General features: G+C 67.9%; 15 protein-coding genes and 7 pseudogenes. 13 read left to right on the top strand and 9 right to left on the bottom strand.

All coding sequences use genetic code 11. The features are described 5' to 3' along the window. Window positions 1-723: 723 nt before the first annotated feature. The 11 genes and pseudogenes from OG965_RS38785 (at window position 724) to OG965_RS38735 (ending at window position 11950) form a co-directional block, all read left to right on the top strand. Entirely contained in the window at window positions 724-2133 is a 1410-nt protein-coding gene (locus OG965_RS38785; RefSeq protein WP_371657176.1) for a family 2B encapsulin nanocompartment shell protein, read from the top strand. Window positions 2134-2334: 201 nt separating this feature from the next. Continuing rightward, window positions 2335-4146, top strand: coding sequence for a 1-deoxy-D-xylulose-5-phosphate synthase (locus tag OG965_RS38780; protein ID WP_371657175.1), 1812 nt, complete (start codon window positions 2335-2337; stop codon window positions 4144-4146). Between the two features lie 20 nt (window positions 4147-4166). Continuing rightward, window positions 4167-5271: pseudogene (gene ispG / locus OG965_RS38775) on the top strand (flavodoxin-dependent (E)-4-hydroxy-3-methylbut-2-enyl-diphosphate synthase). Continuing rightward, complete coding sequence (locus OG965_RS38770) at window positions 5268-6353, top strand: polyprenyl synthetase family protein (protein ID WP_371656763.1); 1086 nt, start codon at window positions 5268-5270, stop codon at window positions 6351-6353. The pseudogene ispG and the gene OG965_RS38770 overlap by 4 nt, the downstream one beginning before the upstream one ends. 49 nt (window positions 6354-6402) lie before the next feature. Next, a pseudogene (gene ispH, locus OG965_RS38765) lies at window positions 6403-7292 on the top strand (4-hydroxy-3-methylbut-2-enyl diphosphate reductase). An 881-nt stretch (window positions 7293-8173) separates the two neighbouring features. Continuing rightward, entirely contained in the window at window positions 8174-8935 is a 762-nt protein-coding gene (locus OG965_RS38760) for a hypothetical protein (protein ID WP_371656762.1), read from the top strand. Between the two features lie 165 nt (window positions 8936-9100). After that, on the top strand, window positions 9101-9820 hold the full coding sequence (locus OG965_RS38755) for a hypothetical protein (protein WP_371656761.1): 720 nt from the start codon (window positions 9101-9103) through the stop codon (window positions 9818-9820). Window positions 9821-9883: 63 nt separating this feature from the next. After that, on the top strand, window positions 9884-10120 hold the full coding sequence (locus tag OG965_RS38750) for a transposase family protein (protein ID WP_371656760.1): 237 nt from the start codon (window positions 9884-9886) through the stop codon (window positions 10118-10120). Window positions 10121-10234: 114 nt separating this feature from the next. After that, window positions 10235-10438 carry a hypothetical protein gene (locus OG965_RS38745; RefSeq protein WP_371656759.1) on the top strand — a complete coding sequence of 68 codons (204 nt, stop codon included), beginning with the start codon at window positions 10235-10237 and terminating at the stop codon, window positions 10436-10438. A gap of 174 nt (window positions 10439-10612) precedes the next feature. Beyond that, a pseudogene (locus OG965_RS38740) lies at window positions 10613-11623 on the top strand (transposase); the annotation flags it as partial. Continuing rightward, a complete protein-coding gene (locus OG965_RS38735; RefSeq protein ID WP_371657174.1) occupies window positions 11612-11950 on the top strand; it encodes an IS3 family transposase in 339 nt (112 codons plus the stop codon). The pseudogene OG965_RS38740 and the gene OG965_RS38735, both read left to right, overlap by 12 nt. A 133-nt stretch (window positions 11951-12083) precedes the next feature. On the opposite strand, the gene OG965_RS38730 is transcribed toward OG965_RS38735, so the two are convergent. The 5 genes and pseudogenes from OG965_RS38730 to OG965_RS38710 all read right to left on the bottom strand — a co-directional run. After that, window positions 12084-12539: a GntR family transcriptional regulator gene (locus tag OG965_RS38730; RefSeq protein WP_371656758.1), complete on the bottom strand. Its 456-nt coding sequence runs from the start codon at window positions 12537-12539 to the stop codon at window positions 12084-12086. Between the two features lie 256 nt (window positions 12540-12795). Further along, window positions 12796-13035, bottom strand: a complete 240-nt coding sequence (locus tag OG965_RS38725) for a hypothetical protein (protein WP_371656757.1) — start codon at window positions 13033-13035, stop codon at window positions 12796-12798. 372 nt (window positions 13036-13407) lie between these two features. Then, window positions 13408-13854 (bottom strand): hypothetical protein, encoded by a 447-nt coding sequence (locus OG965_RS38720; RefSeq protein ID WP_371656756.1) that lies wholly within the window; start codon window positions 13852-13854, stop codon window positions 13408-13410. Between the two features lie 651 nt (window positions 13855-14505). Further along, window positions 14506-14730, bottom strand: a pseudogene (locus OG965_RS38715) (transposase family protein); the annotation flags it as partial. Between the two features lie 18 nt (window positions 14731-14748). After that, window positions 14749-15698: pseudogene (locus OG965_RS38710) on the bottom strand (IS3 family transposase); the annotation flags it as partial. A gap of 75 nt (window positions 15699-15773) precedes the next feature. On the opposite strand from OG965_RS38710, the gene OG965_RS38705 reads away from it, so the two are divergent. Further along, a protein-coding gene (locus OG965_RS38705) for an IS3 family transposase (protein WP_371656755.1) occupies window positions 15774-16984 on the top strand; the annotation gives its coding sequence in 2 pieces (ribosomal slippage) (window positions 15774-16074 and window positions 16074-16984; 1212 coding nt in all). 35 nt (window positions 16985-17019) lie between these two features. On the opposite strand, the gene OG965_RS38700 is transcribed toward OG965_RS38705, so the two are convergent. Next, window positions 17020-18279 (bottom strand): phenylacetate--CoA ligase family protein, encoded by a 1260-nt coding sequence (locus tag OG965_RS38700; RefSeq protein WP_371656754.1) that lies wholly within the window; start codon window positions 18277-18279, stop codon window positions 17020-17022. Window positions 18280-18399: 120 nt separating this feature from the next. On the opposite strand from OG965_RS38700, the pseudogene OG965_RS38695 reads away from it, so the two are divergent. After that, window positions 18400-18774, top strand: a pseudogene (locus OG965_RS38695) (transposase); the annotation flags it as partial. Here the strand turns inward: OG965_RS38695 and OG965_RS38690 are convergent. The 3 genes and pseudogenes from OG965_RS38690 to istA form a co-directional block, all read right to left on the bottom strand. Continuing rightward, window positions 18657-20085 (bottom strand): annotated as a pseudogene (locus OG965_RS38690) (ISAzo13 family transposase); the annotation flags it as partial. The pseudogenes OG965_RS38695 and OG965_RS38690 sit on opposite strands and share 118 nt — an antisense overlap. Window positions 20086-20141: 56 nt before the next feature. After that, window positions 20142-20912, bottom strand: coding sequence for an IS21-like element helper ATPase IstB (gene istB, locus OG965_RS38685; RefSeq protein ID WP_371656753.1), 771 nt, complete (start codon window positions 20910-20912; stop codon window positions 20142-20144). Continuing rightward, the gene (istA, locus tag OG965_RS38680) at window positions 20909-22327 is read right to left on the bottom strand and encodes an IS21 family transposase (RefSeq protein WP_371656752.1); all 1419 of its coding nucleotides are present in this window, start codon (window positions 22325-22327) and stop codon (window positions 20909-20911) included. The genes istB and istA overlap by 4 nt, the downstream gene beginning before the upstream one ends. Between the last annotated feature and the right edge of the window lie 23 nt (window positions 22328-22350).

The following is a 22350-nucleotide window of genomic DNA, read 5'->3' as shown; positions in this document are numbered from 1 at the left end:
GCAGCTGCCTCCTCGCCTGGATCTCCCAACCCATCGCGTCGTTCCGGCGTGGGGAACGCCCCGGTCTTGTGCGCTCGAGTCAGCTGTCCGCACGCCCGCGTCGTGCACCAGTTCGCCGGGAGCAGGCGGGTGTCGCGCAACAGCGGTGGCGTTTCCTCGCAGCCGCGACGGGCCTGTCTCCGCGGTGATGGCTGCGGGCCAGACGACGTCAGGAGGGGCATCAGTGATGGAGGCAGTGGAGAAGATGCTCCGGCTTTGTTCGCTGGGCCAGTGGCGTGCGGGGCCTCAACGGTTCGCCGCCACGGCGGCGTCACGGTCGGTCAGGCTCGGTGGCCCGCTGCCCTGCGATTGCGATGCCCCTCTCACCGCCAGCAGTGCCGCCGCTCCCGACGGGTGTGTGTTGCTGCCGTGTCCTGGTCATGGACTTCCCCGGGTGCTCGACTGCCCACGGAATTCGCGTGGCGAAGCCGTACCCACCCCTCTCTCTTTTAGCGCCAGCGTACGCCGTCGCAAAAAAGGAGGCGACGGGGAGCGAATTCCGACGTGAACTCTCCCGCCCGAGAATACACATGCGAACGAGACGATTCACTTCAAGAGCCATTCAGTTGTTTTCGATTCCATCAGGGCCTCTCGTCACCCGATCGTGTCATCGCAGGTTTATCGATTCTGCTGTAAGCCTGGAGAAGGCGCTTATCCCGATGACGCGAAAGGTGTCAGGTGTCCATTCATACAGATTCAGAAACTCAGGAAGGCCGCGCCGGCCAGGCTCAGCAGAGTCTTGGTACGGCTGCGGCGCGGAATCTGGCGACCACCACCAAGTCCGTCCCGCAGATGCAGGAGATCACCTCCCGGTGGCTGCTGCGGATGCTGCCATGGGTGCAGGTGCAGGGCGGTACGTACCGGGTCAACCGGCGACTGAGCTATTCGGTGGGTGACGGGAAGATCACCTTTGTGCAGACCGGCGAGCGGGTCGCCGTCATCCCAGCCGAGCTAGGGGAGCTGCCCGCGCTGCGCGGGTTCGCGGACGAGACGGTGCTGGAGGAGCTGGCCGCGCGGTGCGTGCAGCGGGAGTTTGCCGCCGGGGAGGTTCTGGCGGCGTCCGGTGATCCGGTGGATGCGGTGTATCTGCTGGCCCACGGGCGTATCCAGCTGATCGGCACCGGCCCCTACGGGGACGAGGCGGTGCTCGGTGTGCTGGCGGACGGGGCGCAGCTGGGTGAGCACGCGCTGGTGTCGGACGAGGCGACCTGGGACGCCACGGCCCGGGCGGCGACGGCGTGTACGGTCCTGGTGCTCAGCCGGGCGGACGTGCTCAACCTGGCCGAGCGGGCGCCCGGGCTGGGGGAGCACCTGACGGCGTACTCCCTCGTGCCCGACCAGCGCACCAACAAGTATGGCGAGGCGGCGATCGACCTGGCCGCCGGCCACGTCGGCGAGGCGGTCATCCCGCACACGTATGTGGACTACGAGGGCGCCCCGCGCCAGTACGAACTCTCCGTCGCGCAGACGGTCCTGAAGGTCCACAGCAGGGTCGCGGACCTCTACAACCAGCCGATGAACCAGACCGAGCAGCAGTTGCGGCTCACCGTGGAGGCGCTGCGCGAGCGCCAGGAGGACGAGCTCGTCAACAACCGTGAGTTCGGTCTGCTGGCCAACTGCGACTACGAGCAGCGGCTCCAGCCCCATGACGGGGTGCCCAGCCCGGACGACATGGACGAGCTGCTCTCCCGGCGCCGGGGCAGCAAGCTCTTCCTCGCCCATCCCAAGGCGATCGCCGCGTTCGGCCGCGAGTGCAACAAGCGGGGACTGGTGCCGGAGTCGCTTGACTTCGACGGGCACCGCATCCCTGCCTGGCGCGGTGTGCCCATCTTCCCCTGCGGGAAGATCCCCCTCAGTCCCGCGCGTACCACGTCCATCATCTGTATGCGTACGGGTGAGGATGAGCAGGGCGTCATCGGGCTGCGCCAGGGCGGTATCCCGGACGAGATCGAGCCGAGCCTGTCGGTGCGGTTCATGGGCATCGACGAGCAGGCGATCATCTCCTACCTCGTTACCGCCTACTACTCCGCCGCCATCCTCGTGCCCGACGCGCTGGGTGTGCTGGAGAACGTCGAGGTCAGCCGCTGGCGCTGACCCCGCAGACGCGGTCCCGGCCTCCGCGGTGACTGCCTCGACCATCCAGGCAGCGCCCCCCTCGCCGGGAGGCCGGGCCCGCCCGCGTCACCTTTGTGCCGGCGGCACACTTCCGTGCCGGTTGGCCCTGGATTCTCGCCGACAAGGACTCTCGTGAGTGCACCCCCCTCTCCCACCCACGCTCCAGACCCCGACGGCCTGGTGCCCTCACTGGACGCCTTACGCCGGCTGACCGTCGCTGAGACGGCCGACCTGGCCCAGGCGCTGCGCTCGCTGCTCGTGGAGAAGGTCTGCGCGCGCGGGGGACATATGGGGTCCAACCTGGGTGTGGTCGAACTGACGCTGGCCCTGCACCGGGTCTTCAAATCTCCCCGCGACGCCCTGGTCTTCGACATCGGCCACCAGGCCTACATCCACAAGATGCTGACCGGCCGCGCAGCCGCCTTCGACCGGTTGCGCCAGGCAGGGGGACTGTCGGGGTATCCGGCACGGGGGGAATCCGAACATGATGTGGTGGAGAACTCCCATGCCTCCACCTCCCTCTCGTATGCACAAGGACTTGCCCGGGCCTACCAGCTCTCAGGTCAGGCGGATCGCCGGGTGGTGGCGGTGATCGGCGACGGGGCGCTGGGCGGGGGCATGGCTTTCGAGGCGCTCAACAGCCTGGGGGCGTGGACGGCCCGGTCGTTGCCCGTCGTGATCGTCGTCAACGACAACGGGCGTTCCTATGCGCCGACGTGCGGAGCCCTGGCCGGTCATCTGGCCGGGCTGGAGGCAGGTCAGAGCCGGTATCCCAATGTGTTTGCGGAGCTGGGTCTTGCCTATCTGGGCCCCGTTGACGGCCACGACCTGCCGGCGGTGGAGCAGGTGCTGCGCCAGGCGCGGGACATGGGCCGGCCGGTCATCGTCCACGCCAAGACCGTCAAGGGCCGTGGTTTCGGCCCGGCGCAAGCAGATGAGCGGGACTGCCTGCACGCGGTGGGAGTCACCGACCCGCACACAGGCCGGCCGCCGGCATCGGTGGGCGCACAGGTGGCGCCGTCGTGGACGCGGCACTTCGCCCAGTATCTGCTGGAGCTGGCCGCCGAGCGGCCGGAGGTGGTGGGGGTGACGGCCGGGATGCTGGAGCCGACCGGCCTGGACGCGATGGCGGCAGCGTTCCCGGAGCGGGTCTTCGATGTCGGTATCGCCGAGCAGCATGCGGTGACCTGTGCGGCGGGCCTGGCGATGGGCGGGCTGCACCCGGTGGTCGCCGTGTACTCGACGTTCTTGAGCCGGGCCGTTGACCAGGTACTGATGGATGTGGCCCTGCACCGGCTGCCGGTCACCTTCGTCGCCGACCGCGCCGGTGTGACCGGGCCGGATGGGCCCTCCCACCATGGGATGTGGGACCTGGCCCTGTTCGCAGCCGTTCCCGGACTGCGGATCGCCGCCCCCCGGGATGCGGTCCGGCTGCGCGAGCTGCTGCGCGAGGCGGTCACCACCAATGCGCCGACGCTGCTGCGCCTGCCCAAGGCCACCGCGAGCGCGCCGCTGGAGGCAGTCGACCACGTGGGAGGGGTCGACATCCTGCACCGCAGCGCCCATGGCGCGCACGATGTGCTGCTGATCGCGCTCGGCGCGCTGGCCCCGGACGCAGTGTCCGCCGCCCAGCTGGTGGAAGCAGACCAGCTGGGTGCCACCGTCGTTGACCTGCGGTGGGTTCATCCCGTTCCGGAGGCGGTCGTTGCGCTGGCCGAGCGGCACCGGTGCGTGGTGACGGTGGAAGACGGCCTGGGCCCAGGCGGGATCGGCAGCCGCATCCTGCAGATCCTGCACGAGCGCGGGGTGCAGGTGCCCGTCCGTGTCCTGGGCCTGCCCCCTGCGTTTTTGCCCGCCGGGTCCCGCCCGGAGCTGCTCGCCCACGCGGGCCTCGACGCGGCCGGCATCGCGCGCAGCGTGCGGCGCCTGATCCAGTCGCTGCCGGGCCGGCCTGCCGCAGCCCCGGCTTCCCCTTCCCAGGAGAGCACGTGAGGTCCAACCTTCCCCCGCCCCTGCCCGCCGTGACGCTGCCCGCCGCCCGCCGTGCCTCGCGCCGCCTGAACGTGGGGCCGGTGCCGGTAGGCGACGGCGCTCCCATCAGCGTGCAGACCATGACCACCACCGTGACCGCCAACGTGGACGCCACCTTGCGGCAGATCGCCGAAGTGACCGCCGCGGGCTGCGACATCATCCGCGTCGCCGTCCCTTCCGCCGACGATGCGGCGGCCCTGCCCGCCCTGGTGGCAAAGTCCCCCCTGCCGGTGATCGCCGACATCCACTTCCAGCCCCGCTACGTGTTCGCCGCCCTGGACGCGGGCTGCGCGGCGGTACGGGTCAACCCCGGCAACATCAAGAAATTCGACGACCAGGTCAAGGCGATCGCCCATCACGCCAGCGCCACCGGCACCCCCATCCGGATCGGCGTGAACGCCGGCTCCCTGGACGAGCGTCTGCTCGCCAAATACGGCCAGGCCAGCCCCCAGGCACTGGTGGAATCCGCCCTGTGGGAGTGCCGCCTCTTCGAAGAACACGGCTTCACGGATCTCAAGATTGCCGTCAAACACCACGACCCGCTCACCATGGTCGCCGCCAACCGCCTGCTGGCCGCCCACTGCGACTACCCCCTGCACCTGGGGGTGACCGAAGCCGGACCCGCCTTCCAGGGAGCCATCAAATCCTCCGTCGCCATGGGGATCCTGCTGGCCGAGGGCATCGGCGACACCATCCGCGTCTCCCTGTCCGCACCCCCGGTCGAACAGGTCAAAGCGGGCAGCCACCTCCTGCAGTCACTGGGCCTGCGCCCCAGGAAACTGGAGATCGTCTCCTGCCCCGGCTGCGGCCGCCTCCAAGTCGACCTGCACACCATGGCCGCCCGCGTCGAAGCCGCCTTCGACGGCTTCCCACACCCCTTGCGGATCGCGGTGATGGGCTGCGTGGTGAACGGTCCGGGAGTCCCGCGAGGCGGATCTGGGCGTCTCCTGCGGCAACGGCAAGGGACAGATCTTCGTCCGCGGCCGCGTCGTACACACGGTCCCCGAGAGCCAGGTCGTCGAGGCTCTCCTCGACGAAGCCCAGCGCCTGACCGCATCTCCTCCCGCGCCAGAAAGCACCCCATGAACCCCCGCCCCGTACCCGCCCCTGTTTTGAGCAGTGCCGAGGTTCCGGCGCGCGTGGAGGACGTCCTGGCCCGCTTTCTCGCAGGCAAGGCCCGCCAGGCCCGCGCGGCCGGGCTGCCCGTCGAGGTGGCCGACTCCCTCACCCGCTATCTCGCCGCAGGCGGCAAACGCCTGCGCCCCCAGCTGTGCCTGGCCGGCTACCACGCAGCCCAAGGAGACCCGGCACAGCTGGGCGGGACGCTCCAGGTCGCCGCGTCCCTCGAACTCTTCCACGCCTTCGCCCTCATCCACGACGACGTGATCGACCAGAGCAGCCTGCGCCGCGGCCAGCCCACCGTGCACTGCCGCCTGGCCGCGCTGCACGCCCGAAGCGGCGCCCGTGATGGCCGCTGGCTCGGCATCAGCCAGGCCATCCTCATCAGCGACACGGCCCACGCCTGGTCCGACGAACTCCTTCGCACCGCCGCCCTCTCCCAGACGTGCCGGGCCCGCCTGCAGGACGTGGTCGCCGCCATGCGCGAAGAGGTCCTCTACGGCCAGTACCTCGACCTGCTCAACCCGCTCGGCCCGCCCGCCGACCTCACCGCCGCCCTCGCCGTCATCCGCTACAAGACAGCCAAATACACCGTCGAACGGCCCCTGCACATCGGCGCCGTCCTCGCCGGCGCCGATGCCGCGTTCTGCCAGGCGCTCGCCCGCTTCGCCCTGCCGATCGGCGAAGCCTTCCAACTGCGCGACGACCTGCTGGGCGTCTTCGGCGATGCGGAGGTCACCGGGAAATCCACCCTGGATGATCTGCGCGAGGGCAAGCACACCGCACTCCTGGCCCTCGCCCACCAGCGCGCAACCCCCGTACAGCAGCGGCACCTGACCGCGCTGGTGGGCCGCTGCGACCTGGACGAGAGCGCAGCCGCCCGCATCCGCAGCATCCTGGAGGCCACCGGTGCCCGCACCACCGTCGAAGAGATGATCACGCAACGCAGCCGCCAGGCCGAGCACGCCCTCAGCCGCCTGCCAGCCGCATCCGCCGCCCTGGACACCCTGCGCACCCTCGCCCACCTCGCCACCCAAAGGATCTCATGAAACGCCTGCTTCTCGCCGCCGCGGCTGCTGCGCCGGGGTGGACCGCGCCATCGAAACCGTCGAACACGCCCTGCAACACCACGGGGCACCGCTCTACGTGCGACACGAGATCGTCCACAACACCCACGTAGTCGACCAACTGCGCGGCAGGGGAGCCGTCTTCGTCGACGACGTCGACCACGTCCCCAAAAACGCCACCGTCGTCCTGTCCGCCCACGGCGTGGCTCCCGCCGTCCACGACACAGCCGCCCGCCGCCGCCTCCACGTCATCGATGCGACGTGCCCGCTGGTCGCCAAAGTGCATAAGGAAGCCGTCCGCTTCGCCAGCGAGGGCTACCACATCCTCCTCATCGGCCACGAAGGCCACGAAAAGTAACCGGCACCCTGGGCCACGCCCCCAGCCAGACCACCCTGGTCACCAGCCCCGACCACGCCCGCACGGTTACTGTTCCCGACACGAACAAGCTGGTCTGGCTCTCCCAGACCACCCTCTCCGTCGACGAGGCCCTGCGCACCGTCGCTGTCCTGACCCAGCGCTTCCCCCACCTCTCCGCACCCCCCAACGACGACATCTGCTACGCCACCCAAAACCGGCAGCACGCCGTACGCAAAATGGCCCCCGACTGCGACCTGGTCCTGGTCGCCGGGTCGGCGACCTCTTCCAACTCGACCCGCCTGGTCGAAGTCGCCCTCGCCCACGGCGCCCGACGCGCCCACCTCGTCGACAGCCACTACGACATCGACGAAACATGGCTGACCGATACCGAAACCGTGGGTTTGACCTCCAGAGCCTCCGTACCCGAATACGTCGTCGACGCCATCCGCCGCTACCTCTACAGCCACGGCTACCGGCACATCGAACACATCGTGGCCGCCACCGAAGGTCAGCGGTTCGCACCACCACGCGAACTCCACCAGCCCCAGCCCCCGAGCCGCTGACGTATCCCGCAGCACACCGCCCGACCGCCACCCGCCGCGCAGCACCGCGCACCGGCGCCGCTCCCACATGCCCCGCGGCATGGCACGGATACGGCCCGCCTCACAGCCTCCCACCCCGCACGATCAGCCTTGGCCACACGCACCACAAGGGAGAACATCCCATGCCGCAGCCACCACCCCCCTCCCGCCGCTCCCGGGCCCGGCACAGCCTCTCCACCAGGCAGTGCCTTGCCGCCGCCCTGCTCGGCATGATCTCCCCACTCATCCTGTCCATCCCAGCCCACGCCCTGCCCCCACCCGGCTCAAGCACCCAGCCCACCGCGCAACCCACCCAGCCCCCTCCGCCGCTGCCGATGCCGCCCCCCGCACACACCACCAACGGGGCCCCGCCCTGGCCACACCCGCCGCATCCGCACATCAGCGCCACAGCCCACGGCGCCAGCGCGGTCATCACCTCCTCCCACGGCTGCTGGCACATCGAGGCCCGCACCCCCCACGCCCGAGCCGAGATCACCCTCAACTGCCCACCCCCACCCTCGCCCCGCCCCCGGCACCCCGCGCCTCCACCCCCTCCAACGCCCCACCAGCCCCGCCCCACGCCACCGCCCGCCCGCCACATCGCAGCACCGGCTCCCACCCCTGCGCCACCGGCCGCCCACCTCCCCGCCACCCCGCCCGCAGCCCGCCCCGCCCGCGCCCCGCCGCATTCCCGCCTACCGGCCCGTCGCGAAGAAGAAGGCCGACAGCAGCACCTCCCCGGTCACCTCCATGCTGCTCCTCACCGCCCCCGCCGTCCTGGCCGCAGCCGCGCTGCGCTCGCGTTCCTCGGCGGGGGGGGATCCAGCCGCTGACCAAGCCCATACCCGACCGGAGAACACAACGTGAACCAATGGATCGCCCTCAGTCTGGCCATGGCCGCCGTCTGCGCCGTCGTCCTCGCCATCACCATCTGGCGCCAGCGCAGAATCGGCGAGGACGACGACCCGAACGAAACCCCCGACGTCATCGAGTACATGACCATGATGATCGGCGTGATCTACGCCATCGTCCTCGGTCTGGCCATCGCCGGCGTATGGGAAGCACGCAACTCCGCACAGGCCAACACCCTCGCCGAAGCCCAGGCCCTGCACGAAATCACCACCCGCGCCCAGGTATACGAACCCGCCGCCCTCGACCGGATCCGCACCGACGTCACCGCCTACGCCGACTACGTCGTCGACACCGAATGGCGCACCATGCTCCGCACCGGCCAGCTCACCGACCACGGCGACCAGCTCCTGGCCACACTCCGCACCGACCTCACCGCCTACCAGCCCCGCAACGACCACGACATGCAGTCCTACCAGCCCCTCATCGACCAGGCCGCCGCCGTCGACACCGCCCGAACCACCCGCGGCGCCAGCGCCGGAGCAACGATGCCCGCCGTCGTCTGGTTCGGCCTGATCACCGGAGCCATCGTCGCCATCGGACTCGTCTTCACCCTCCAGATCCGCCGCACCCCCCGCGAACTCCTCCTCGCCGGCCTCTACAGCGCCCTCATCGCCTTCCTCCTCTTCCTGATCTGGGACTTCGACGCCCCCCTCGGCCACAGCGTGGCCGAAGGCACCGACGCATTCACCACCCTGCTCAACCACCCCCAGTAGCAACGCCGTCGCCGCGTTGGTGATGTCGGTGAGAGTCAGCGCGCACCGTCATTGATGCCGCGGCAGCAGGCCGGCAAGCCGTCGCCGTAGTTGACCGCGATGACGGGATGAGCGCAGAGCCAGCGCCTGAGCTCTACGGCACCCCGCCCCTTCCACCAGGGCAGGATGGTCGCGTACCGCTTCCCCCTGCGCTGGGCGAACTCGAAACAGGCCCTGGTCATACTGGCCGACCCGCGCCTGACCGGCATGACGCACGAGGAGCTCCAGACGCTGTGCACCCGTCTGCCCCCTGCCCAGCAGGCTGTCACTGAGGAACGTTGCTACGTCCTTCGGGACGGTCGGTGCGTCGCCACCGCCGACCGTAACCGGGCACTGCCGTCGGACCGGGACGAGGCGGTCCTGGTCACCATCATTTACCTGCGGCAGGTCTGCCCGCAGAAGGTGCTGGGCGGCCTACTCGGCGTCAACCCGGTCACTGCCGACCACGCCATCAAGGCCACCCGCCGGCTTCTCGACGAGCAGAAGATCGCCGACGGTGACCGGAAATCTTGTCAGGGCCACGCTCACGTGTACGCCGACAACTCACGACCTGACCGCCGCGCGGCGGCACGGGATCATCGAAGCCCTCGCCGATGCGGGGCTCAAATGCTGGGCGGACAAGGCATATCAAGGCGCTGGCGGATCCGTCCGGGTTCCGTTTCGGGGCCGCCGTCCAAGCGATGGAAGCGTCGCCACAACACCACCCACGCCAAGATCCGCTGCCTCGGCGAGCGGGCCATGGCCACCATCAAGGGCTGGCGCCTCCTGCGGAAGCTCCGCTGCAGCACCAACCGAATCACCGACGTGGTGAAGGCCGTCCTCGTCCTTCACCACGCATCAGCGTGAGGTTGGAAAAGGCTGAGTGTCCGAGAACTTCGGGGCGGCTCAGTTCAGTTACACCTCCACGCTATGAAGGGGGATGGCCACCGTTTGCTGAGTGGAAGTTCGTGCCCTGCCGATGCATCATCCCTGATCCCGCCCGCCCTTGACCAGCTCCACAGGCGTCCTGAGGTCGTCCCCGACGAGGTTCCGGGTCTGTTGGAGCGGCTCGCCGAGGTGCCCGACCCGCGTGCTGCACGCGGAGTGCGCCATGCGCTGGCCGTGGTTCTCGCGCTCACCGCGTGCGCGGTGCTGGCCGGGGCGTGATCGCTGCTGGCCGTCGGCGAGTGGATCGCCGACGCGCCGCCGCCGGTACTCGCCCAGCTCGGGGCGCGCCCCGATCCGCTGCTGCGCGCACGGCTGTTGCCCTCGGAGACGGCGGTGCGCCGGATACTGTCCCGAGGGGACGGTCACGCACTGGACTGGGCAGTCGGCCGCTGGCTCGCGGACCGTCGCCCCGCGGCGGCCGGGCTGCGGGGACTTGCCGTGGACGGCAAGAGCCTGCGTGGTGCGGGCAGGGCCACCGGCCGCAAGATGGACCTGCTTGCCGCGCTGGAGCACACCACCGTCCTGGCCCTGGTCTAGCTGGACGTCGGCGAGCGGACGGGCGAGACGAGCCGGTTCCAGCCCCTGCTGGACACCGTCGCCGACCTGGTCGGCACCGTTGTCACCGGCGACGCGCTGCACATCCAGGGCGAGCACGCCGACTACCTTCTGGGCCGCGGCGCCCACTACATCGCGGTCGTCAAGGGCATCCAGATGACGCTGCGCAAGCAGCTCAAAGCCCTGGCCTGGAAGGACATTCCGTTGCAAGGCCGCACCAAGGGCGTCGGTCACGGCCGCTCGGAGGTCCGCTGGATCAAGGTCGCCACTGTGAACAACCTCCTCTTCCCCGGCGCCTGCCAAGCTGTCCAGATCAAGCGCCGCCGCACCGACGTGAAGACCGGCAAGACCACCATCACCACCCTCTACGCGGTCACCGATCTCAGCGCCGGGCATGCCGGCCCGACTCGTCCGCGACCACTGGAAGATCGACTCCCTGCACCGCATCCGCCCGACGCGCATTACTGCACCAAGAACGGCACGGAGTGGAGCGGGTACCGCGTCCACTTCACCGAAACCTGTGATCAAGAACGGCCCGAACTCGTAGTCCACGCCTCCACGACCATCGCCCCGGTGCAGGACGGCCAGCTCACCGAGCAGATCCACGACGACATGGCCCACTCGGACCGTACTCCCGACGAGCACATAGTCGACGCCGCCTACATCACCCCCGCCCGCGTCCAGCGCGCCGAGCAGACGCACGGCATCACTCTGCTCGGCCCGATCGTCGCCGACCACAGCCGGCAGGCCAAGAGCGGCGAGGGCTTCGGCAAGTCCGCGTTCACCATCGACTGGGACCAGGACCACGCTGTCTGCCCGCGCGGCAAGGCCAGCGGCGGGCACCACACCCTGCGTATCAAGGAACACCAGTACCTGCAGTTCCGCTTCGCCCGAGCCGACTGCCTGCCCTGCCCCGACCGCGCCTCGTGCACCAAGTCCGCCGACCGCCCCCGCTCGATCGCCGTGCTCCCCCGTCCCCTGCACGAGATCCAGGCCCAGAACCGGCTCGACCAGAAGACCGCGGACAGGCAGCGCCGCTACGCCATCCGCTCCGGCATCGAGGCCACGCTGTCCCAGAACGTGCGGCGGCACGGCCTGCGGCGCACCCGCTACCGCGGCCTTGCCAAGACCCACAACCAGCACGTCTTCACCGCGATGGCCTGCAACCTCACCCGCACCGCCGACTGGATTACGCAGACTCCCCGCGGCCGAACCCGATCAAGCCGCCTCCACACCCTCCTCGGGGCTACGGCCGACGCACACTGGAGATCACCAACAGAGTCACGGCATTGCGCCCTGGCAGAATCATTCTTCGGTGCCCTGAAAAACGAGCTCGTGCACCGAACTTCGTTCCCCACGCGTGCACATGCTCACCGGGCGATCGTCCGATACATTGAGATGTTCTACAATCACAGACGTCTCCGCTCCGCGCTCGGCTACCGAACCCCCGCAGAAGTTCACGCCGAGTACGAAGAGTTGCAGGCGACAGCATAGAAATCCCGTAAAATCCCTGTCCGAGAAACGCAGGGCGCCTCAAACGCCGCACCGAGCTCCACGACGCGTTCGTCTCCCTGGCGTGTGCGCTCATCTGCTGGCGACGCCTCAAGAAGAACCGATCGTGATCGTGTTACGAGCTCTCAGGGACATAGGTGCGATGGTGACGACCAGCTGTGGCCAGGAGCGCCTCCTCTATCAATGCCTGGACGGCCTTGCTCACGGTCTCGACACAGACGCCGTATTGAGCAGCAAGAAAGGCGCGGGCGGGAAGCCTGCCTCGGAGGTGTCCGGTACGGACACGGTCACGTAGGTCGTCGGCGACACGAAGCCATGCGGGGCGAAATCCGGCTGTTGCACCACCGCCCGGCTCGGTGGGATGGTGGGTCAGCGGGCGGAGCCGCGTGTTCACAGCGCGGCGCACGAACTCCGCCGTACCGATGGGGATGCGATAGGTGCGGGCTATGTCAGCGGCGCGAGGAGCTGACCTCGGTGGCTGATGCTCAGTCAGGCGGCGCAGAACATCATCAGCGACGACCTGATAGAGCGGCCGCCGCGGTGGACGCGAGCGCGCCAGTGTGGGGGGCATCCACGGCGGTCATGCGCCCTCCTGTAGTAATAGGAACCCGCTAGCAACGGGATCATACGTAGCGTGATTTCAAATTGGTGGACATTGGAGACCCACAGAGGTCGGCCGCGTGCCGATGTGTTCCGTCCAAGGATTCTGAGACCCGTTAAACACCCTCACCTCTTCTTCAGATGTCCTGTCATTGGGCGTTCACAGACGGGGCGGATTGCCCGCAGGGCGGGGCCGGGTCAGACTCGTCCCAGACGACTTGTTTTGTTCACCTCTGGGCACTGAGCCGCCCGTGCCCCGCGGCCTTTTGCCAGCAGTACGGCTCGGGTGCGGCAATACAGTCGGTCCTGAACCTGGTGCTGTCCAGGACCAGGAACTCGTTGAGGTCGTGGGCTTTGATGGCGTCGTACTGGCTGGGCGCGTGGCCGCCCGGTACGTCCACCGTTTCGCCGATGTGCGCTCCAGCGGCGGCGGCCCCCGGCCGGACCCCCTTGCAAGGTACGAGCACGAGGAAAGCCCTCGGAGCAACCACGCCTGAACCAGCGCGAGTTCAGCCCATACCTTCGAGCATAGAGGAGCCACCAGCCGTGCTCGACCACCCCATTCGGGACTCGAGCACGGCAATGGCTACGGGACCGGGCGAGGCTCCTCGGGCGTGGCGCGGGTGCGTTGAGAACACCAGCACAACGGCCAGGATCCTCGCCGCGTCATGACCACCTGGCCGCCACCATTCCTCTGGCGATGGCGCACCCGCTCCCCGAGGTGTATCACGCCTCGTTACGGCGGTGTCCGGAACAGCTGGCGGGCACTGCGACAGCTATGGGGCCCACTGATTGCCTCCGCTGCTTCCTACGGTCCGGGCACGTGGCGGGTCAGACGTTCAGCAGTAGCCGACTTTCTTGTAGCCGACATAGAACTCACCCTTGTTATTCACACTCGCGTTAGTGCCCATTTGTGTGAAGTTATGCGCGCCCCACACCCTGCCGATCTGTCCCTGAGACACGCTGTTGATGTCCAGGTAGGGCGGCCCGACCAGGGTCTTGTTGAAGGTCGCCGAGGCATCGCCCGGGGCACGTGTACCGCTCGCGTAGCAGGGGCTGCCGTTTGAGCGGCGCAGCACGAGATCGCCATTGTCCTGCATCGTCACCGTGTAGCCGCTGTTGCAGATCGCCATGTTGGTGTTCAGGGTCCCGGAGAACGAGGTGCCAACGCAGCGGACCCCCGCCAGCTTTGCGGCCGGCGCGGCGGCCGCCGTTCCGGTGAAGCCGGTCGCGGCCACAGCTGCGGCCGCTAGCGCGACAGTGAGTGTTCGCTTGGTGCGGGCCATTTGTTTACTCCTTGGTGGATCTACGGCCGGGAGGCCACTGGTAATTTGTCTCGTCATCACCTGTGCTGTTCAATCGCGATGAATCGTTCGGCAGGCACAGGTTCTCACAGGACGCTCGAGGTCCCATAGGGAAGGTTTCTTTGGGGCAGCGGGGACACCTCAATCGGGCATGGGACTCCTTCGATCACCCGGGCTTCAGCCCTGGGGCGATCGTCGAACCCCTACCCGCCCGCCCTCATAAACGCCGCACGGATTTCGTGATACCCCGTCGGCCGGCAACGGCAGTGCAGTCACCGAAGAGCGCCTCGGTAGCGGTGGTGCCACCCGGGGCGATACAGGTGAAAGTGGTCGTAGCAGACGGGCCAACACCTGGCGGCACATTCCACTTGACGGTCCGCAGAACCACGTCAGGCGCCGGGCATTACAGCTGTGACCGGCCGACGGCGCTCGCTGGAGTAATACCGACGACTACCACCTCCGGCCACGTTCCACAGAACGCGAGAGACCATTCAAGGCTGCTCCTCTTTCGAAATCTCCCCGGCTCCATTGCCAGGACTGACCTCTTCCTGATCAGAGCATTTAATATGCGCCGCTCCGATGTAACCCTTCGAATGGCTATCCCGAACGCGACCTTCGTCTACTGAACCTCTTTCATCCTGAATAGCTGCAGGTGAGGAGGGTGTGCACGGCGGCGACGATCCGTCCGATGCGGTTGGTTGCACATCTGGCCCTGCGGAGAGCGCGCCAGGACTTCAGGCGGGCGAAGGCTCGTTCGCCCGGGGCGCGGAGGCGGGCATGTACGCGGTTGAACCGCTGGTAGGCCGGCGGCTGGATGCGGTGGTGCTTGTAGGGGGTGCGGACGGTGGGCCTTGACCCCGCGTCCTGGACACGGGCTTATGCGGCTTCGGCCAGCGTAGTTGATGTTGTTGCGGAGGCTGTCTCGTAGGCGATGGGACTGCGGTGTCCGAGGTGGGAGTGTCGCCGTCGGGTGTTGTATCGGTGGAGCCAGCGGAACGCGTCGAGACGGGCCTCGCGCTCGCTTGACCAGCCCTTTCGGCCCTTCAATGTCTCCCTTTTGAAGGTCGCGTTGAAGCTCTCCGCGGCGGCGTTGTCCGCCGAGCTGCCCACGGCGCTCATGCTCTGGAGCACGCCCGCGCGGTGGCAGGCGTCGGCGAAGGCCCTGCTCGTGCATTGAGCCCCGTGATCGGTGTGCATGAAGGCGCCCTTGAGGCTGCCCCGGGTCCGCTCGGCAGCGGCCAGGGCATCGATGACCAGCTCGGTGCGCATGTGGTCGGCGAGTGCCCAGCCCGCCAGACGCCGTGACGCGAGATCGATCACGGTCGCGAGATAGCAGAACTTCCCGCTGCCGACGCTCAAGTACGTGATGTCGCCGACGTACTTGGTGTTCACCTCCTCGGCGGTGAAGTTGCGGCCGATCCGGTCCGGGGCCTTCGCGGCGGCCGGGTCCGGGACGGTGGTGCGGGGCCAGCGGCGCAGACGGACGCCGGCCAGGCCGATCGTGCGCATGACGCGCGCGATGCGCTTGTGGTTGACATGCTCGCCGTCCTCACGGAGTTCGGCGGTGACCTTCGGGACGCCGTAGGTGCCGTCCGACTCCCGGTGAACGGCGCGTATCTTCGCGGCGAGCTTCGCGTCGGCCGCCTGACGGGCGGCACGGTCGACGGCGGTCTTGCGCCAGTAGTAGAAGCTCGAGCGGGCGATGCCCAGCACCTGGCACAACCGCTTCACGCCGTGGCGGCGCTGGTGATCTTCAACGAACTGGAAGCGGTTCACCAGCGCGTCTCCGTCGCGAAATACCGGGCCGCCTTGCGCAGGATGTCCCGGGGCCCTGACCCCGGAGTTTGGACACCAGAGACACTTGGATCTTGACGGTCTGGGTGGTCAGGAGTCCCGTACAGATGGCAATGGAGCACTACCCCGCCGAGTTCAAGGCGGACGCGGTCGCGCTGTACCGATCGAGGCCGGGGGCGACGATCAAGTCGGTCGCCGAGGACCTCGGAGTCAACACGGAGACGCTGCGCAACTGGATCCGTGCGGCGGACGGCCGGCGCCCCGGCGCCCACTCGCCGACACGGGCCGCCGCGGCGGCCGAGCCCCAAAACCCGGTGGAGGCCGAACTCGCCGCCGCGCGCAAGAGGATCCGCGAGCTGGAGGAGGAACGCGACATCCTGCGCAAGGCCGCCCGGTATTTCGCCGGGGAGACGCGCTGGTGAACCGCTGCCAGTTCGTTGCCGACCACCAGCGCCGCTACGGCATCAAGCGGCTGTGCACCATCCTCGGCATCGCCCGGTCCAGCTTCTACTACTGGCGCAGGACCGCGCCCGCGCGGGCCGCCCGCCAGGCCGCCGACGCCCAGCTCGCGGCCCGGATACGCACCGTCCACGCTGCCTCGGACGGCACCTACGGCGTCCCGCGCATCACCGCCGAGCTCCGTGACCGGGGCGAGCACGTGAACCACAAGAAGATCGCCCGGATCATGCGTGGCATCGGGCTCGCCGGCCTGCGCCTGCGCAGGAAACACCGCACCACCATCCCGGATCAGGCCGCCGTGAAGGCCGCCGGCCTCATCGGCCGTGACTTCACCGCGCAGGTGCCGAACACGAAGTACGTCGGCGACATCACGTACTTGCCCGTGGCCGGCGCGAAGCCGCTGTATCTGGCGACGGTCATCGACCTGTGCTCACGCCGCCTGGCGGGCTGGGCGATCGCTGATCACATGCGGGCCGAACTCGTCGTCGACGCCCTGGCGGCGGCCGAGCGGACCCGTGGCAGCCTCAACGACACCATTTTTCATAGCGATCACGGATCCCAATATACGAGTACCGCGTTCGCCGATTCCTGCGCGAAGGCGGGTGTGACCCAGAGCATGAGTGGGGTGGGCAGCAGCACGGACAACGCCGCCGCGGAGAGCTGGAACGCGGCCATGAAGCGGGAAACCCTCCAGGGCGCGAAGGCATGGCCGACTGCCCGCCACGCGAGACTCGCGGCCTTCCGCTGGGCGAGCCGCTACAACACCATCCGCCGTCACTCCCGCCTCGGACAACGCTCCCCACTCGCCTACGAAAACCTCTTCAACGAACCGTCAACTACACTTCCCCAAGCCGCATAAGCCCGAGTCCAAACTCCGGGGTCAAGGCCCAGCTTTCAGGAATGGGTGGGGTCACGTTCGTCGACGGTGGGGAGGATTCTGCCGGTCCTGGGGTTGACCGCCAACTGGCCGACGGAGACCCATTCCACAGCGAGTGGGTGGACGCCTCCTCTTTCCAATGGGTAGCGGTACTCGGGCTGGGTGGAGCGGAAGCGGTCCTGGAGAAGGCGGGAGGACCGTTCGGGATCGGGGACGTTGGCGGCGATGCGAGCGACAAGCTGGTCCTTTCCCTGGTGGTGGCGAAAGACGATCTGCACCGAAGGCGGTTCCGGCTCCTCGATGATGTCGTAGATGTGGCTGAGCAAGACATCCAGGTCAAGCCTGGCGGTTCCGATGCGGGCGTGTCCGCTGCTGCGGCCGAGCAGCCGCAGGTGGCCTGGGCCCGTGTCGCTCCACTCCGCCATATCGCCGACCGGGTAGCGGATAACGGGCATAAGGCGCCGCAGCAAGCTGGTGACCACAACCCTGCCGGGACGGCCCGGTCGGGTGACTGGCTCTCCGGTATCGGAGTCGATGATCTCCACGATCACCTGAGCGGTGTGGGCCCGGTACAGCCGCTGGTCGTCCTGGCTCATCACGGGCATCGCAACGACGCCGATGTCGGAGCTGACATAGCTGAACGGGTACGGCTGTGCCTGCGGGAACGCCTCGCCGAACAGGGATCGCTGATCGCGGTAGAGGGGCTCGCCCGCGTAGAGCGCAAGGCGCGGGGAGTTCAGCGCGTGCCCGTGCTGGCGCAGGTGAGTGGCGACATGCATCAGAGTGCTCGGGGTGGCGACCAGCACGGTGGCGGAATGGGCCGCTAGGATTTCGACGACGCGCTCACAGTCGGCGTGGCTGGCGATGGGCAACTCCACCACAGGCACACTGCCGTCGTGGATCGCGTGTGTGATGTGCACGAAGCTGAGGGAGAGTGCCCCGACAGTCAGGAGGTTCGCCACCCGGTCACCTGGCCGCAGTCCCGCGCTGGTCATACCGGCGGCGATCGCGGCGACGACCGCGCGATGCTCGCCGGCGGAGTACAGACTGGTCTTGGGCTTGCCGGAGGTGCCGCCCGAACTCACCGCGATGCCCTCGTGGAACGGACCGGTCAGAACCTCGTTGCCGTTACGCAGGCAGGCCGTCCAGAAGTCCCCTTGGTCGATCACAGGCAGCTCGTGCAGATACCTGGGCCGGTCGGGAACCTGCTGATAGAGGCGATGGTAGAACGGCGATTGCCTGCGAGCGAGAGATACCGCCTCTGCCCACTCGGTCATCGGCTGCGCACATGTCATACGTGGGTTAACGAATCCTGAGCCGTCAGGGTACGCCCGGAAGCTATAGTACTGCAACGGTGCTTGCCGTGACTGGTGGCCAGTTTTGTCGTTGGTTTGGTTATGGGTGGGGACCTCGCTGATGTCATATTGTGGGCCGGGGAACTGGGCGCGGTGCATGGGCGGTTCGTGCACCGGTTCAGCCGGGAGGAGCCGCGACAGTCGGCGCTTGCCTATATGCGGGGGCTGATTGCTCCGCCGGAGCGGAAGAACGGCTGGACGCTCGCGGAAGAGGCCGGACACACGGGCCCTGACCGTATCCACCGGTTGCTGAACCGGATCGAGTGGGATGCCGACGAGGTCCTGGACGATGTGCGCGACTACGTCGTTGAACACCTCGGAGACCGGGATGCCGTCCTAATCGTCGATGACACCGGTTTCCTCAAGAAGGGCATCCGCTCGGCCGGTGTGCAGCGGCAGTACTCCGGCACCGCCGGGGCTTGTACGTGAATAACTGTCAGCGACGGGTTTGGGTGGGAGCCGCTCGGGCGTGTAGCTGTTCCCATGTGCGGGCGGCCGATCCGGGTATAGGTGTGATGAGGACCCGGTGCAGGTCCAGGAGCCGCTTTGCGTCCTGGTACTGGATGGACAGGTTGGTGCGATTGACTCCCAGCAACTGGGCCAGGAACGTAATGGTTACGGCCCTTCGGCGGCGCAAGATGGCTGCCAGGAGCCGGTGGAGGTGGTCGACGCTGCTGATCTGCGGGTGGAGATAGCCGCGCGGACGGTGAAAGCAAAGCGTCGTTGGAAGGCAGCCTCGGCCAGGGCGTCCCAGTACGGTTCCGAGACCGCCACGAGGTGGTCGAAGTCGGAGCGGTCCATGCCCGTCAGGGCTGGGTCGGTGAGCAGTTCGGTGAGAGCGGGTTCGATCCGGAGACGACTTCGTGGTGCCTCGGGAGGCATGGGTGGGGCGGGTGCGAGCGTGTAGTTCCAGTCGCCGTGGAACGTGCTCGGTGTGATTGGCAGGGCGCGGAACTCTGCGGGCGGGATGGTCACGCCAAGTGGATAGCTGCCGGTGTCGAGTCCCGCGCCGATCGAGAGCCCGGTCGTGGTGGTTGTTGTGGAGATGGTCTCCAGGACGACCTCGTAGCTGGTCAGCGGCCGTCCTCGCCAGTTCGCGGTGATATGGCAGAACATCCGGTGTTCTATTTTGTTCCACTTTGATGTGCCAGGTGGTAGGTGGCTGACCGTGATCTCCAGCCCGCTCTCGCGTGCGAAGGCGTGCAGGTGCTTCTTCCACGTCCAGCGACGAGGGTCGTTGGAGCCGCCGGAATCAGCGGTGATCAGCAGCCGCGTGGCATCGGGGTGGTCGGCTCGTCCGCGGTGCCGCCACCAGCGGCGGATGGACTCCACCGCGAACTCGGCGGTGTCGTGGTCGGTGCCGACGTTGACCCAGCCGGTGTTGGTGGCCAGGTCGTAGATTCCGTAGGGGATGACGACTGGCATCCCATCGGTGACGAAGGTGTGGCAGTCCACCTTGATCGGGTTCTTGCCGGGGCGCCAGGTGTGTCCGGGCCGGTCGCGGTTACCGAGCCACTCCTTGGCCTTGGTGTCGATGCTGATCACCGGCTGGTGACTGTCGAGGAAGGCAGCAGCAGTGTCGTTGATACGGGTGAACTGTGCGTCGCGGTCCGGGTGACGGGCGCCCTCCGTGGTCTTGGCGGTGCCCTGCAGGCTGTAGCCCATGGCGTGCAGCAGGTGCCCGACGGTCGTGGCGCTGACGGGGTGGCCCTGTGCGGTCAGGGCCGAGGTGTCCGCGTTCTCTCCGAACTGCTCAGCTGTGTACGTTTGAAAGTGCCCAGTAGTCAGGCTGCGTCGGTGTCGCGCTCGATGGCTTGGAGTCGGTTCTTGAGTCGGTAGCTGGGGCCGTTGATCGCGATCACGTCGCAGTGGTGCAGGAGGCGGTCGAGGATTGCGGTGGCGAGGACTTCGTCGCCGAAGACCTGACCCCACTCGCTGAAGGTTTTGTTCGAGGTCAGGATGATGGACCCCTTCTCGTATCGTTTCGAGATCACCTGGAAGACCAGGTTGGCCTCGGCTCGTTCCAGGGGCTCGTAGCCCACCTCATCGACCACGAGGACGCCTGGTCGCAGGTAGGTGCGGAGTTTGCTGGTCAGACGCCCGACAGCCTCGGCAGCCTTGAGGTTGCGGACCATGTCGTCGAGGCTGGTGAAGTAGATCGAGTAGCCGGCCCGGCAGGCGGCGACCGCGAGCCCGACGGCGATGTGGGTCTTGCCGACTCCGGGTGGTCCCAGCAGAGCGGCGTTGGCCTTGGCCTCGACGAAGGACAGCGTGGCCAGGTCCTTGACCTTGCGCGGGTCGAGTTCGGGCTGGAAGGAGAAGTCGTAGTCGTCCAGTGTCTTGTGGTGTGGCAATTTCGAGGTCCGCAGACCCTGGCGGAAGCGGCGGTCGTCGCGGACGGCGAGTTCTTCGGCCAGGACCAGGTCGATGAAGTCGAGGTAGCCCATCTTGCCTTCGTCTGCCCGCTGGGCGTACTCGTTGAGGGCTTCGGCCAGGTGGGGCAGGCCGAGCTTGGCGGCCGTGGTGCGGATGCGGGTGCTGACCAGCTCGCTCAACGGGGGTCCTCCGGGGTCGACTTGGTGGTGAAGGGGCGGGTGCCGGTCAGCTCGTCATAGACCGACAAGGGCCGGCGGCCCACCTTGATGCTGGTGGCTGCGGCCCGGGTCAGCAGGGCCATCAGCGGCCCGGACTCGGCACTCAAGGTGTCCTGATGGCGAGGCCGTGTCGGGACATCGCCTGTGGTGACGCGCCGGTTGTCGCCTCTGGGCAGTCCCTCCCAGTGCTTCTCATCCACGATGCGGGCGCCGCGGCCGACCGCTCGGGAGTGGGTGGCCAGCAGCGTTTGCCCTGCGGTGTCGGGGTCTGTGGAGTGGAGCGTGACCTGGGACTTCGTGGCCCGGATCTCGACCAGTTGGCGGGGGCGGACCTTGCGGGCCGGCACTGAGTAGAGGTTCGCGTCGAAGGCGCCCAGGCAGTCCTTGCCGACGTGCCGAAGGTATCGCTGAGTGACCACATACGGTGTCTGAGGCAGTGGCCGCAGGGCCATGTGGTCACGGGCAGCACGATGGCCGATGACCTCGCCGTGGGTGTGGTGCACCTTCGCCCGCCGCAGCGGCACCCAGGCGGCGAAGGCAGCGTCCATCTCCTCGACGGAGGAGAACGCTCGCCCGGCCAGGACGTGGTCGCGGACGATCAGAACCTGCCGCTCGACCCGGCCCTTGCCGGTGGGCCGATAGGCGGCCAGCACATCGACATCGAAGTCATAGTGCCCGGCGAAGGCGACGGCCTCGGGATGCAGCGGGACCGCTTCGCCGGGGGCAACGTGCCGGCGGACGACGGTCTTGGTGCGGTCATAGACGATCGTCATCGGCACCCCACCGAAGTGCGCGAACGCGCGGCGGTGGCAGTCGAAGAACGTTTCCAGGTCCTGACTGGTGGTGAAGCAGCAGAACGGATCACGCGAGTAGGACAGGGTCATGTGGAAGGAGTAGACCTTCGGGACGCCCATGTGAGCGAGGATCTTCCCCTCGTCACCCCAGTCGACCTGGGCCTGGGCCCCCGGGACCACCTCGAACCGGCGGTGCAGCCCGGCCAGTTCGCCTGGGCTGATTCCCAACTCTTCCGCGATCCGGGGCCGGGCTTCCTGCAGATAGAGCTTCACACGCTGGTAGTTGCCAGTGAATCCGTACTCCTGGCCCAGACGTTCATGGATCACCGCCCCCTTGATCAGGATCTCGGCCCTTAGCATCGCGTCGATCAGCGGCGCGACCTCGTCCACCACCCGCTTGCGGGGCCGGCCGTTCGACGTGCGGCGGGGCGGCGCGATCGGGGCCTGAGCGGACAGATACTTCCGGGCCGTCCGGCGGTTGATCCCCAACTCCTTCGCGATCTCCGACAAGCTCATCGCCCCGGACTCGTGCAGACCGCGGAACCGCCTCAACTCCAGCCAGCGTTGCGGGTCCAAGACCACCGTCTACCGCCCCTCCGCCACCC

This window comes from Streptomyces sp. NBC_00224, assembly GCF_041435195.1.
Taxonomy (GTDB): Bacteria; Actinomycetota; Actinomycetes; order Streptomycetales; family Streptomycetaceae; genus Streptomyces.
The sequence above is the reverse complement of the archived record's forward strand: the minus strand, read 5'-3'. Positions and strand labels throughout refer to the sequence as shown.